Annotated in this window: 12 protein-coding genes; all 12 read left to right on the top strand. The window is 41.8% G+C overall.

From position 1 onward, the window contains the following. Positions 1–148 (top strand): hypothetical protein (locus BSAG_RS26185; protein ID WP_008997597.1); only part of this gene is annotated, 148 nt, incomplete at its 5' end. Beyond that, positions 136–552 carry a glycoside hydrolase family 2 protein gene (locus BSAG_RS24990; protein WP_050541647.1) on the top strand — a complete coding sequence of 139 codons (417 nt, stop codon included), beginning with the start codon at positions 136–138 and terminating at the stop codon, positions 550–552. The genes BSAG_RS26185 and BSAG_RS24990, both read left to right, overlap by 13 nt. 10 nt (positions 553–562) lie before the next feature. Further along, positions 563–1,603: a glycoside hydrolase family 5 protein gene (locus tag BSAG_RS09500; protein WP_004317078.1), complete on the top strand. Its 1,041-nt coding sequence runs from the start codon at positions 563–565 to the stop codon at positions 1,601–1,603. Between the two features lie 4 nt (positions 1,604–1,607). Next, positions 1,608–2,969 (top strand): DUF4038 domain-containing protein, encoded by a 1,362-nt coding sequence (locus tag BSAG_RS09505; protein WP_004317077.1) that lies wholly within the window; start codon positions 1,608–1,610, stop codon positions 2,967–2,969. Positions 2,970–2,995: 26 nt separating this feature from the next. Continuing rightward, positions 2,996–4,165 (top strand): glycosidase, encoded by a 1,170-nt coding sequence (locus BSAG_RS09510; protein WP_004298408.1) that lies wholly within the window; start codon positions 2,996–2,998, stop codon positions 4,163–4,165. Positions 4,166–4,175: 10 nt separating this feature from the next. Beyond that, complete coding sequence (locus tag BSAG_RS09515) at positions 4,176–5,570, top strand: MFS transporter (RefSeq protein ID WP_004298410.1); 1,395 nt, start codon at positions 4,176–4,178, stop codon at positions 5,568–5,570. Further along, positions 5,530–8,262: an alpha-L-rhamnosidase gene (locus BSAG_RS09520; RefSeq protein WP_008016098.1), complete on the top strand. Its 2,733-nt coding sequence runs from the start codon at positions 5,530–5,532 to the stop codon at positions 8,260–8,262. Before BSAG_RS09515 ends, BSAG_RS09520 begins: the two co-directional genes overlap by 41 nt. Before the next feature lie 2 nt (positions 8,263–8,264). After that, the gene (locus BSAG_RS09525) at positions 8,265–9,044 is read left to right on the top strand and encodes a DUF5040 domain-containing protein (RefSeq protein WP_004317074.1); all 780 of its coding nucleotides are present in this window, start codon (positions 8,265–8,267) and stop codon (positions 9,042–9,044) included. An 18-nt stretch (positions 9,045–9,062) separates the two neighbouring features. Continuing rightward, on the top strand, positions 9,063–10,982 hold the full coding sequence (locus BSAG_RS09530; RefSeq protein ID WP_004317073.1) for a sialate O-acetylesterase: 1,920 nt from the start codon (positions 9,063–9,065) through the stop codon (positions 10,980–10,982). A gap of 177 nt (positions 10,983–11,159) precedes the next feature. After that, positions 11,160–12,296, top strand: coding sequence for a GNAT family N-acetyltransferase (locus BSAG_RS09535; protein ID WP_004311086.1), 1,137 nt, complete (start codon positions 11,160–11,162; stop codon positions 12,294–12,296). A gap of 9 nt (positions 12,297–12,305) precedes the next feature. Beyond that, positions 12,306–14,183, top strand: a complete 1,878-nt coding sequence (locus tag BSAG_RS09540; RefSeq protein WP_004317072.1) for a DNA topoisomerase IV subunit B — start codon at positions 12,306–12,308, stop codon at positions 14,181–14,183. Continuing rightward, positions 14,180–14,635, top strand: coding sequence for a pantetheine-phosphate adenylyltransferase (gene coaD, locus BSAG_RS09545; protein WP_004311084.1), 456 nt, complete (start codon positions 14,180–14,182; stop codon positions 14,633–14,635). Before BSAG_RS09540 ends, coaD begins: the two co-directional genes overlap by 4 nt. Positions 14,636–14,698 lie beyond the last annotated feature (63 nt).

Raw genomic sequence — 14,698 nt, 5'->3', positions numbered from 1 at the left:
CGTCAAACTTGACATGCACCATGTACGCAAACTCAAAAATCTACAAGAAAAAGAAGATTGGGAACGCCACATGATTGCACGAAAACGCAAGACAATAGCACTTTGCCGAAGTTGTCATAAAAAAGTTGACGGTGGATGGAAAGACTGATAGAATTAATGGAGAGCCGGATACGCCGAAATGTGTACGTCCGGTTCGGGGGCGAGCATTTGAAAACCTACCATAGTAATATGGAAAGGCGTTGGGTGCTTAGCCTACATAACAAAAACATATATCGGAATTATTACTTTACCAATTACGAAGTACGTCCGGGCTCCATCGTATCAATGCCCCAAACAGAAATTAAAATGGAACGCACAGGTAATATGGTGACTTTAACAAATACAGGAAAGCACCCTGCTATCGGAGTACACGTAGAAGTACCAGAAAAAATGGACCAACTTATCGTTTCGGAGAACTATATATGGCTTAACCCACAGGAATCAAAAATATTAAAAATAAATTTGGAATCTCCAGTTATTGTAAAAGGCTGGAATCTTCAATCACCCTATTAAACAGAACATTATGAAAAAAGTTTTTATTTCGGCTTTTCTACTACTTAGCCTTCTTACTCTAAATGGATGTAAAAGTAATCAACCTCCGGCAAAAGAGACAGGTGAACCCTACGGAGTAAACTTGGCATGCGCGGACTTCGGTTCATCTTTCCCCGGTGAGTATAATAAAGACTATACCTACCCGACAGATCAAGACCTCGAATATTGGCAAAAGAAAGGGCTGAAACTTATCCGGTTACCATTCAAATGGGAACGGCTACAACTTGACTTAAAAGGACCGCTAAACCAGCATGACCTCAATAAAATGAAAGAATTGGTCAGAGCAGCAGAGAAACGCGATATGGTGGTTATTCTTGACTTACATAATTACTGTCGCCGCTTCATGAACAACGAACATACCCTCATTGGAAACAATGAATTAACAATCGAAGACCTGGCTTCTTTCTGGCAAGCTATCGCTAAAGAATTCTCCACTTTTAAAAACATATATGGTTACGGGCTAATGAACGAGCCACATGATCTGGCCCCGGAAACCAAGTGGTTCGACATGGCGCAAGCGTCCATCAATGCCATACGAGAAGTCGACACAAATACGCTTATTATGGTAGGCGGCAACGACTGGTCATCAGCAGAGCGTTGGATCGAGCAGAGTGATACACTCAAATTCTTAAAAGACCCAGCTAATAACCTTGCTTTTGAAGCTCATGTATATTTTGACAAGGATGCATCCGGTACGTACAAATATTCATACGAAGAGGAAGAATGTTATCCGGAGAAAGGAATCGACCGGGTAAAACCATTTGTAGAATGGATTAAACAGAATAAATTCCATGGTTTTATCGGAGAATATGGAATCCCCGACAATGATCCCCGTTGGAATGAAACCCTCGACTTATTCTTGGGATATTTACAAGAAAATGGAATCAATGGTACATATTGGGCTGCGGGTCCGTGGTGGGATACCTATTTCATGGCAATCACCCCCAAAGACGGAAAAGACAGACCGCAAATGCCTATCATTGAGAAATATACAAGTACCTTAAAAAAATAGAATTATGTTCAAACGATTCTCCATCTGCTATATTTTATTCATGTTTTGTATAACTGGAACTTCCGCCCAAGAAGACCGGTGGACAGGAAACGCCACGAATCTATCCAAAGGAAACTTAAGAGTAAATTCTTCAGGACGTTACCTAGAATACAGTGACGGAACTCCTTTTCTCTACATGGGAGATACAGCATGGGAACTCATCAGCCGCTTAAATGACAAAGAGACTGAACTATATTTGGAGAATCGCAGAGAAAAAGGATTTACCGTCATACAAACGGTAATCCTGGATGAATTAGATGATATGGATGTTTCATCTAACGGAGAACCTAAGTTAATTGACGGCAATATTGACAAGCCCGCTCCCGGCTATTTCACTCATGTAGACAAAGTTATTTCTCTGGCAGCAGCCAAAGGTTTATACATAGCTCTATTACCAACCTGGGGAGATAAGGTAGACAAACAATGGGGAAAAGGACCGGAGATTTTTACACCGGAAAATGCATATAGATACGGCAAATGGTTAGGAGAACGTTATATGAACGCACCCAATCTGATATGGATAATAGGAGGTGATCGAAGTGGAGACGGAAAAAACTTTGCCATTTGGAATGCATTAGCAACCGGTATTAAAAGTGTAGACAAAAACCATTTGATGACCTATCATCCTCATGGAGAGCACTCATCCTCGTTCTGGTTTCACAATGCTTCGTGGCTGGATTTTAATATGTGTCAATCCGGACACGCACAACAAGATTTCGCAATCTATCAACGTCTGCTTTTGCCCGATTTAAAAAAGGAACCACACAAGCCATGCATGGACGGAGAACCCCGATATGAAAATATTCCGATCAATTTCAAAAAAGAAAATGGAAGATTTGGAGATGATGATATCCGCCATACACTTTACCAAAGTATGTTCAGCGGAGCTTGTGGATATACATACGGCTGTAATGATATATGGCAGATGTTTGATACCGGACGTGAGCCTAAATGTGACGCCGACACTCCATGGTACCAATCAATGGATAAACAAGGAGCATGGGACTTAATTCACTTTCGCAGATTATGGGAAAAATTTGACTTTACTCAAGGAAAAAACCAACAAACCATCTTTGGCAATATACCTTTAGAAAATAAAAACTATCCCGTAGCATTCGGCAACAAAGACTACTTATTAGTATATTTTCCACAAGGTGGAGAGAGAACGATTTATTTGCCTTCAATGAAGGCATCCAAACGGTCTTTAAAGTGGATGAATCCTCGCAATGGAAGAATCACATTCCATCAAAATACAACAGCAGATACCATTCCCGTATCCTCTCCCACAAAGGGAAAAGGAAATGACTGGGTTTTAATTATAGAATAATTAACCGAGAAAAATAACTATAGAATATGAAAAGTAATAGATTAGAAGAGCTAACACAAAATTATGAAGCTCTTATCAACCGAAAAAATGAGATATGTAACAATAGCAACGGTATATATAAACGTTACTACCACCCTGTATTAACAGCAGAACATGCACCACTCATCTGGAAGTATGATTTTGATGAAAAACAAAACCCATTCATGGAAGAAAGAATTGGTATCAACGCTGTAATGAATACGGGAGCCATCAAGATCAATCATAAATACTATCTTGTGGCGCGTGTGGAAGGAGCAGACCGAAAATCATTCTTTGCAGTAGCAGAAAGTAATAGTCCCGTAGACGGATTTCGTTTTTGGGATTATCCGATAGAAATGCCGGAGACAGACATTCCTGATACCAATATGTACGATATGCGCCTGACCGCACATGAAGATGGATGGATTTATGGCATTTTTTGTGCGGAACGCAAAGATACAAACGCTCCAGCCGGTGATTTATCTTCCGCAGTAGCCGTTGCAGGTATTGCACGAACAAAAGACCTAAAAACATGGCAACGCTTGCCGGATCTGAAATCTCCGAGCCAGCAACGTAACGTAGTGCTTCATCCGGAATTTGTGAATGGGAAGTATGCCCTGTATACCCGCCCTCAAGATGGTTTTATTGACGCCGGCAATGGAGGAGGTATCGGATGGGCACTCATAGATGACATCTGTCATGCCGAAATAAAAGAGGAAAAAATCATCAATAAACGGTTTTATCATACGATCAAGGAGGTAAAAAATGGAGAAGGGCCACACCCCATTAAAACTCCACAAGGATGGTTACATTTAGCACATGGTGTAAGAGGATGCGCAGCCGGATTACGCTATGTATTATACTTATACATGACTTCTTTAGAAGATCCGACAGAAATTATAGCTGAACCTGCAGGTTATTTCATGGCCCCTATAGGAGAAGAAAGAATCGGTGATGTATCGAATGTATTATTCTCAAACGGATGGATTGAAGATGATAACGGAAAAATTTATATCTATTATGCGTCTTCGGACACCCGTCTTCATGTAGCCGAATCAACAGTAAGCCAGCTTGTAGATTATTGTCTGCACACACCAACCGACGGTTTCCGTTCTATAGAATCTGTGAAGCGGATCATTACTATGGTAAACCACAATAAACAATACCTGAAACAATAAATACATCACCATGGAAAACATAAAACTAAGAGAAAAAATCGGGTATGGATTAGGAGATGCTGCTTCTTCCATGTTTTGGAAGTTATTCACAATGTATCTGCTATTCTTCTACACAGACGTGGTAGGTATCTCTTCGGCAGTGGTAGGAACAATGTTCCTTATCACACGCATTTGGGACACTTTCCTCGATCCGTTTGTCGGAATATTAGGCGACCGGACAAACTCACGCTGGGGTAAATTCCGCCCCTACCTACTATGGATAGCCATACCATTCGGCATCTGTGGTATACTGACCTTCTCATCTTTTGGAGATAACATGACTACCAAAATAATATTTGCCTATGCCACATATACCCTTATGATGATGGTATATTCATTAATCAATGTTCCGTACGCATCTCTATTAGGAGTAATGTCTGCCAATCCACAAGTACGCACAGAGTTCTCCTCCTACCGCATGACATTTGCTTTTGGAGGAAGTATTCTGGTACTATTCCTCATTGAGCCACTGGTTGATATATTCAGTAAAATGAAGATAACGGAAAATATACCTGACATCGCTTTCGGCTGGCAGATGGCTGCAGTCGTATTTGCGATTATGGCTAGTGGAATGTTCTTATTAACTTTTCTATGGACAAAAGAAAGAGTGCAGCCCATAAAGGAAGAAAAAGGATCACTGAAAGAAGATCTGAAAGATCTGGGCAGAAACAAACCCTGGTGGATTCTTTTATGCGCAGGAATCATGGCATTAGTGTTCAATTCTCTTCGTGACGGTTCTGCTGTATTCTATTTCAAATATTATGTAGACAGCTCCGATACATTCTCTTTCTCATTCATGAATAGTGCCATTACTCTAATCACGATCTACTTGGTATTAGGACAAGCCGCCAATATCCTCGGAATCATGTTTGTGCCATCACTCACCAAAAGAATCGGTAAAAAGAAAACTTATTTTGTAGCAATGGTTGGCGCTACCATTCTAAGTGTTTTATTCTACTTCCTTCCTAAAGATTTTATCTGGGGAATTCTTTGTTTACAGGTCTTAATAAGTATCTGTGCGGGTATTATTTCTCCTTTATTATGGTCTATGTATGCAGATATATCAGACTATTCCGAATGGAAAACCGGAAGACGGGCAACCGGCCTGATATTCTCTTCTTCGTCCATGTCTCAAAAGTTCGGTTGGACAATCGGAGGTGCTTTGACCGGATGGCTACTGGCCTATTTCGGTTTCAAAGCAAATGTAATCCAATCCGACTTTGCTCAAACCGGCATTTGTATGATGATGAGTATCTTCCCGGCAATTGCCACCATGCTATCAGCATTCTTCATTTCACGTTATCCGTTAAATGAAAAAAGATTATATGAAATATCAACAGAACTCGAAGAGAGAAGAAAAAAGTAAATTCATCACTAACCAACTAACCAATATGGCTCATATTCCAATTCGGTCCTATTTATATTTACTATTGGGCACAACCCTATTCTCATGTGTACCTCAAGAGCTAAAACCGCCATTTGAATTAAAATGTGAGAATATACCCGTTCCTGTAGGAGTAGATACTCAAACTCCCAGACTCTCCTGGAAACTTCCGCTACTAGAGGAAGATAGTATCAACAGAGTTGAAATATGGCTATCAACAGACAGTACTCAATTATCAGGCAGACAGTCCGGTTATTGGAACAAATCCATCATAGGAGCTCCCATAAGAGTCTCCTATGATGGACAACCATTAGATTCATATACAACATATTATTGGAAAATAGGCTATCAAACCTCTTCCAAACAGAAAACTACATTTTCTCCAATATCCTCCTTCACAACAGGATGTTTATCACCCGACAACTGGAAAGGGAAATGGATTACTGACAAACATGACATCACATACCGTCCGGCACCCTATTATAGAAAGAGCTTCCAATTAGACAAAACAATCGAGCAAGCCTTACTCACTATTGCATCGGCAGGCCTGCATGAGCTCTCTATCAACGGGCAACGGGCAGGAAATCATTTCCTTGACCCTATGTATACACATTTCGACAAACGTATACTATCAGTCACTCATGATGTTACGTCATTACTATCTCTGGGTGAAAATGTAATAGGAGTACAACTGGGGAACGGCTGGTATAATCATCAATCCACAGCAGTATGGTTTTTCGACAAGGCTTCATGGAGAAACCGCCCTAAATTCACAGCACAACTCCATCTGCGTTACACAGATGGAACAACAGAATATCTGGGTACTGACTCAACCTGGCAAACAACTGACAGCCCGGTTATTTTCAACAGCATCTATACAGCCGAGCATTATGATGCACAGAAAGAATTAGCAGGCTGGGACTCCCCCGGATTCAACGCTACCGGATGGTATCATGCACAAGAAACCGAATCGCCTACGGAAACGATCAAATCACAAGTTATGCATCCGATTCGTGAAACGGCCCGCTATACAGCAACTCAATGTAAAAAAATAAATGACAGCTGCTACGTCTATCATTTCCCCCAAAACATTGCAGGTGTCACCGAGCTAAAAGTGAAAGGAAAAAAAGGAACAAAACTGCGCCTGAAACATGGGGAACTTTTAGACAAAAACGGTATGGTAAACATGGCAAATATAGATTATCACTACCGGCCGACAGACGACAGCGATCCTTTTCAAACAGACATCGTCATACTTAGCGGAAAGCAAGATAGATTCATGCCCAAATTCAACTACAAAGGTTTTCAGTTTGTAGAAGTCTCATCATCTGCCCCCATTCAATTATCCGACGAAAATCTTATTGCAGTAGAAATGCACAGTGATGTTCCGATCATCGGCTACTGGTCTTCGTCATCCGATCTGCTAAACAAAATATGGAAAGCCACTAACAGTTCCTATTTAGCCAACTTGTTCGGTTACCCGACTGACTGCCCTCAACGGGAAAAGAATGGCTGGACAGGAGATGCACATATTGCCATAGAAACAGGATTATACAATTTCGATGGTATCTCTATATATGAGAAATGGATGAACGACTTTTGTGATGAACAAAAAGACAACGGAGTCCTCCCATGTATCATCCCAACTTCTGTATGGGGCTATGATTGGGCCAACGGGGTCGACTGGACGAGTGCTGTCGCCATTATCCCCTGGGAAATTTATCGATTTTACGGAGATACCACATTACTCCGCCGCATGTACGGACCAATCAAAAAATATGTCTCCTATATAGAATCCATATCAACCAATCATCTTACAGACTGGGGACTGGGCGACTGGGTACCTGTACGCTCAAAAAGCAATATAACCTTGACTTCCTCTATCTATTATTATACGGACGTCTGTATTCTGGCCAAAGCAGCCAGACTTTTCGGATATGCCGAAGATGCCTCCTATTATAACACGCTGGCACAAAAAATAAAAGAGGCTATCAACACCAGTTTTCTCAATAAGGAAACAGGAATATATGCAGAGGGAACACAGACAGAACTTGCCATGCCATTATACTGGGGAATCGTTCCGGAAGAAGATAAAAAGAAAGTTGCTGCCAGACTACATGAATTGGTAGAAAAAGACGATTATCATCTGGACGTCGGTTTATTAGGAAGCAAGGCCCTACTTTCCGCCCTGTCAGATAACGGATATGCGGAAACAGCTTACAAAGTCGCATCACAAGACACCTATCCTTCCTGGGGGTACTGGATCAAACAAGGTGCTACAACTCTACATGAAAATTGGCGGACAGATGTCGTTATCGACAACTCATATAACCATATTATGTTCGGAGAAATAGGAGCATGGCTATACAAAGGACTGGGAGGAATTCAGATAGATGAAAAACATCCCGGATTCAAGCATATTTTGCTAAAACCTTTCTTTCCGGCAGACATGAATGAACTTACCATACGCTATAATACTCCCTATGGCTGGTTAAATATCAACTGGGTTCGTCAAACTAATGACTGCATCCGTTATACAATCGATATTCCGGCAGGCACTTCTGCAACATTTGTTCCTTTTACAATGCCAGAACCCCAAAAATCGATAACTTTACAAGCCGGAAAACATTCACTTGAACTTGATTTTATTCACCAATTAATCAATCAACGATAACTATGTACAAAAGAATCACCTTATTCACATTCATTTGCCTGCTCGCTTTAGCAGGAATAGCCCAAAATAAAGACACTTATACCATTTTATTATCCGGAGCATCTTTTGCCGAACCTAACAATAAGTGGTTTGAAATGGGATGTCGTGCCCTTCACGCCATCCCCATCAATCGGGCTGTAAGTGCAGAATCTATTGCTCACACTGCAAATAAAATGCTGGACGGCACTCTCTATACCCCGGAAGAGTTCGATAACATTGATGTATTTGTCTTGATGCAAGTACATGAAAAAGACGTATATAACGAAGCAAACTTAAAAGAGAACTACAAGGATTATAAAACTCCTTTTGATGCTTCCGACTATGCCGTTTGCTATGATTATGTCATCAAGCGCTACATATCAGACTGTTATAACCAGAAATTTAATCCAAAATCCAGATATTATAACACTCCTTATGGGAAACCTGCTTCTATTGTCTTATGTACTCATTGGCATGACAGTCGTCCGATATTCAACACTTCGGTCCGAAAACTGGCAGAAAAATGGGGATTCCCAGTAGTTGAATTCGACAGATACATCGGATTCTCCAAAAACCAGAAACATCCGGTTACAGGAAAACAATATAGCCTAATTTACACTGGGGATTCACAAGAGACTCATGGAGAAGTATTTGGATGGCATCCGCCACATGGAGAACATTCATTTATTCAACAGCGCATGGCTGCAATCTTTGCCGATACGCTTCGTAAGATATTGCTTCCCAAAGAATATATTAATGAATAATCACCAAATACTCATCGGATGAAAAAACTTCTATCATTAACAGTTTGCTTGTTATTTGTCCTATCACAAATAATGGCACAGCTTTCCGTACCTTCTTTCTTTTCAGACCACATGGTGCTGCAACGTGAGAAGCCAATCAATATATGGGGAACTGCCAGTGCCGGTGAGCGAATTAGCGTAACATTAGGAAATGCTCAAAAGAGTACCCGAACCGATAAAAATGGAAAATGGTCAGTCAGCCTGCCCCCTATGCAAGCCGGTGGACCGTATACTCTAAATGTAAAAAGCCTCAAGCAGACTTTATCATTTACAGATATTTTAATCGGTGAAGTATGGATTTGTAGCGGACAGTCAAATATGGAGTTTCGTCTGCGTAGCGCTAATCATGCTACCGAAGAAGTCGCAGCTGCCAATTACCCTCAAATCCGTTCATTCAACGTAATTCAAGAAATGGGGCACACTCCTAAAACCGACTTAAAAGGTAAATGGGAAGTATGTTCACCCGCCTCCGCTTCTGATTTTTCAGCTGTCGGCTATTTCTTTGCGCGTGAATTATACCAAAAACTCAATATTCCTATCGGATTCATCAACTCCTCATGGGGTGGTACGGACATCGAAACCTGGATGAGCATGGAAGTGATAGAGCATTTCCCGAAATATGAAAAATCATTAGCCCGTATGCGCTCTTCTGAATTCGAAGAATACATCAAGCACAGTGACAAAGTCAAAAAAGAATTCGAACAAGCCATCATAAACGAACCGGGAGAAAAAGAGAAATGGTATTTAGAAAACACCCCTACAGAAAACTGGAAGGAACATATTGTTCCGTCATTATGGTCAAATGAAGAGTTATCCGGTATAGATGGAGTTGTATGGTTTACTTATCAGTTTTCCATACCGGCCAACTGTTTAGGACAGGATGCAGAATTGAGTCTCGGTACTATCGATGACGATGACATTACCTGGGTTAACGGACATGAAGTAGGACGAACGGTAGGATATGACCTGAAACGTTTATACAAGATCCCGGCAGAAGTATTAAAGGAACAGAATACCATCACTATTAAAATATCCGACTATCGTGGAGGAGGTGGTCTATATGGTCCTAAAGATGAAGTATACCTGAAAATCAACAACCGAATTTTCCCTTTGTGTGATAATTGGAAGTATAAAGTTGCAGTATCGAGTGCACAATATGATTATGTAGAATATGGTCCTAACGCTTTTCCTTCTTTGCTGTTCAACGCAATGATTCATCCGCTGGTAGGTTTGGGGATGAAAGGGGTAATCTGGTATCAGGGAGAAAACAATGCCGCCCGCGCCAACGAATACATTGATTTATTTCCGGCTTTAATTAAAGACTGGAGAAGCAGATGGAATAACGAATTCCCATTTTATTGGGTTCAATTAGCAAACTTCATGTCTCCGGCCAAGCAGCCTTCCGAAAGTCATTGGGCAAACCTGCGGGATACACAGTCGAAGACACTGGCCTTACCACATACAGGACAGGCCGTCATTATAGACATCGGTGAAGAAAATGACATACATCCCCGCAACAAACAAGATGTAGGTAAACGACTTGCTTTGCATGCTCTCCACAATGATTACGGATATAACTCTATTGTTTGCACCGGCCCGATATTCCAGTCGGTAAAAAGAATCGGAGATGCACTGGAGATCACCTTTAACGCTTGTGACGAGCAACTAGTAGCTCGTAATAAATATGGCTATTTATCAGGATTCGCCATTGCCGGCGCAGATGGAAAATACCAATGGGCACAGGCTAAAATCGAAAACAATAAAGTAATAGTATGGAATAAGGAAATACAGCAACCGGTCTCTGTACGATATGCTTGGGGAGATAATCCCGATGATGCTAACTTATACAACGCAGCCGGTTTACCTGCCTCGCCTTTCGAAGGACACATCAGCCAATAAACGGCCTACAAAAACAGAAAAAGAATACCGGCAATGAATGTATGATCATCATTTCCGGTATTTTTCATATTTACAGTCCACTCCCTAATCGTCCAGAGACGATATTTTCTCTTTCCGGCGCGTTGTAATTTAAAGATTATCACGTATCTTTGCCTGCTCAAATCATAAATACGAGATATGGCTATTACAATCAAAAAAGTCTCCACAAAGAGAGAACTTAAGAAATTTATCCGTTTCAATTACAGAATGTACAAGGGTAACCCTTACTCTGTGCCTGACCTCTATGACGACATGCTTAACACCTTCAACAAGAAGAAAAACGCAGCATTCGAATTCTGTGAAGCAGATTATTTCCTCGCATACCGGGACGATAAAATAGTAGGACGTGTAGCTGCAATCATCAACAATCAGGCGAACGAGAAGTGGGAATGTAAAAACGTTCGTTTCGGATGGATAGACTTCATCGACGATCCCGAAGTATCATCCGCACTTATCAAAACAGTGGAAGAATGGGGAAAAGAACGGGGTATGACTCATATTGCCGGTCCTCTCGGATTTACTGATTTCGATGCGGAAGGAATGTTAGTTGAAGGATTCGACCAACTTAGCACCATGGCTACTATCTACAACTACCCATACTATCCTGTACACATGGAAAAGTTAGGCTTCGAGAAAGACGCCGACTGGGTGGAATACAAAATCTACATACCGGATGCCATTCCCGACAAGCATAAACGTATCTCCGAACTGATCCAACGAAAATATAACCTCAAGATAAAGAAATATACTTCCGGAAGAAAAATAGCCAAAGACTACGGACAGAAGATTTTCGAGCTGATGAATGAAGCATACAGTCCTCTTTATGGCTATTCTCCGTTGACACAGCGGCAAATCGACCAATACGTGAAAATGTATCTGCCGATCCTTGACTTACGGATGGTTACACTGATTACTGATGCCAATGACGAACTGGTCTGTGTAGGTATCTCCATGCCATCTCTCGCCGAAGCTTTACAGAAATCACACGGGCGTCTGTTGCCACTCGGATGGTTCTATCTGTTAAAGGCACTATTTATGAAACGCCGTGCCAAAATGCTTGATCTGCTACTCGTTGCAGTGAAACCGGAATATCAAAACAAAGGTGTTAACGCTTTGTTATTTTCCGATTTAATTCCAGTTTATCAAAAATTAGGTTTTATCTTTGCGGAAAGCAACCCCGAACTGGAACTGAACGGAAAAGTTCAGGCACAATGGGATTACTTTGAGACTCAACAACATAAGCGCCGCCGTGCGTTCATCAAAGAGATAAAATAAAAAACAGCTATGGAAGAGAACGAATTGATACCTGTAGACAACAACAATGCAGTAGAGTACACTGACGACAACATCCGTCACCTAAGTGACATGGAACATGTACGCACACGCCCCGGTATGTATATCGGAAGGCTGGGCGACGGTGCACATGCCGAAGACGGAATCTATGTCCTCCTGAAAGAAGTAATTGACAACAGTATTGACGAGTTCAAAATGCAAGCCGGTAAGAAAATCGAGATTACCGTTGAAGAAAACCTCCGTGTCAGCGTACGTGACTACGGACGAGGCATCCCGCAGGGAAAACTCATCGAAGCCGTCAGCATGCTGAACACTGGTGGTAAGTACGACAGCAAAGCGTTTAAGAAAAGTGTCGGACTAAACGGTGTCGGTGTGAAAGCCGTCAATGCCTTGAGCTCCCGTTTTGAGGTACGCAGTTACCGCGATGGCAAAGTACGTATCGCCACTTTCTCAAAAGGAAACCTGCTGACCGACGAGACGCAGAATACCGAAGAAGAAAACGGAACTTACATCTTCTTCGAACCGGATAATACATTATTCCTGAATTACTGTTTCAAGCCTGAATTTATTGAGACAATGCTACGTAATTACACGTACCTCAATACCGGGCTTGCCATTATCTATAACGGACACCGTATCTTGTCGCGCAACGGCCTGGTAGACCTTTTGAACGACAATATGACGGCAACCGGACTTTACCCGATCATCCACCTGAAAGGGGAAGACATCGAAATCGCCTTCACGCATACCGGACAATACGGAGAAGAATATTACTCCTTCGTCAACGGTCAGCATACTACCCAAGGAGGTACGCATCAGAGTGCTTTCAAGGAACACATCGCCCGCACCATCAAAGAGTTCTTCAACAAGAACATGGACTATACCGACATTCGTAACGGACTGGTTGCTGCCATTGCCGTCAATGTGGAAGAGCCTATCTTTGAGAGTCAGACGAAAACGAAGCTGGGTTCTACCAATATGGTTCCCGGCGGAGTGACAGTCAATAAATATGTAGGCGACTTTATCAAACAGGAAGTGGACAACTTCTTGCACAAGAATGCGGATGTAGCCGAAGCGATACAACAAAAGATCCAAGAATCCGAGAAAGAGCGTAAAGCCATTGCAGGTGTAACCAAACTTGCCCGTGAGCGTGCAAAGAAAGCGAACCTGCACAACCGCAAATTACGTGACTGCCGTATTCACCTCAACGACCCGAAAGGAAAAGGACTGGAAGAAGACTCCTGCATCTTTATCACCGAGGGGGACTCTGCAAGTGGTTCCATCACCAAAAGCCGTGATGTGAACACGCAAGCAGTGTTCAGTCTACGTGGTAAACCGCTGAATTCTTTCGGGTTAACTAAGAAAGTGGTCTACGAGAACGAAGAATTTAATCTGCTTCAGGCAGCCCTGAATATAGAAGATGGCTTGGACGGACTACGCTACAACAAAGTCATCGTAGCAACCGATGCCGATGTGGACGGTATGCATATCCGCCTGCTATTAATTACTTTCTTCCTGCAATTCTTCCCTGACCTTATAAAAAAAGGCCACGTATATATTCTGCAAACGCCTTTGTTCCGTGTACGCAATAAGAAAAAAACAATCTATTGTTATAGTGAAGAAGAGCGTGTCAATGCAATTAACGAACTAAGCCCGAATCCGGAGATCACGCGATTTAAAGGTTTAGGAGAGATTTCACCGGACGAGTTCAAGCATTTCATCGGTAAAGACATGCGTCTGGAGCAAGTTTCTTTGCGAAAGACGGATGCAGTGAAAGAACTACTTGAATTCTACATGGGTAAAAATACCATGGAACGACAGAACTTTATTATAGATAATCTGGTTATAGAAGAAGATTTGGCATCATGAGAAAAGCAATATTCCCGGGTACTTTTGACCCCTTCACCATCGGACATTATTCGGTAGTGGAACGTGCACTCACCTTTATGGACGAAATCGTGATAGGAATCGGTATCAATGAGAACAAGAATACATACTTTCCCATTGAGAAAAGAGAGGAAATGATTCGGGAACTTTACAAGGATGAGCCTCGTATAAAAGTGATGTCCTACGACTGTCTGACCATTGATTTTGCGCAGGAAGTAGGAGCCAGGTTTATTGTCCGCGGTATCCGTACAGTGAAAGATTTCGAGTATGAAGAAACGATTGCGGACATCAACCGCAAACTGGCAGGCATTGAAACCATCCTGCTCTTCACAGAACCGGAACTGACTTGCGTCAGCTCGACGATTGTACGCGAATTATTGACTTATAATAAAGATATCAGCCAGTTTATTCCCAAAGGAATGAGGATAAGTTGAGAGTTGAGAAGGATGCAGGCGTATCTGTGCCCGGTTGTTAATACTCGGCTATTAATATAAAGT

Origin of the sequence: Bacteroides sp. D1 (assembly GCF_000157095.2) — a bacterium.
GTDB lineage: Bacteria > Bacteroidota > Bacteroidia > Bacteroidales > Bacteroidaceae > Bacteroides > Bacteroides xylanisolvens.
Note: the sequence above shows the minus strand (reverse complement) of the source record. Positions and strands in the feature narration are given on the sequence as shown.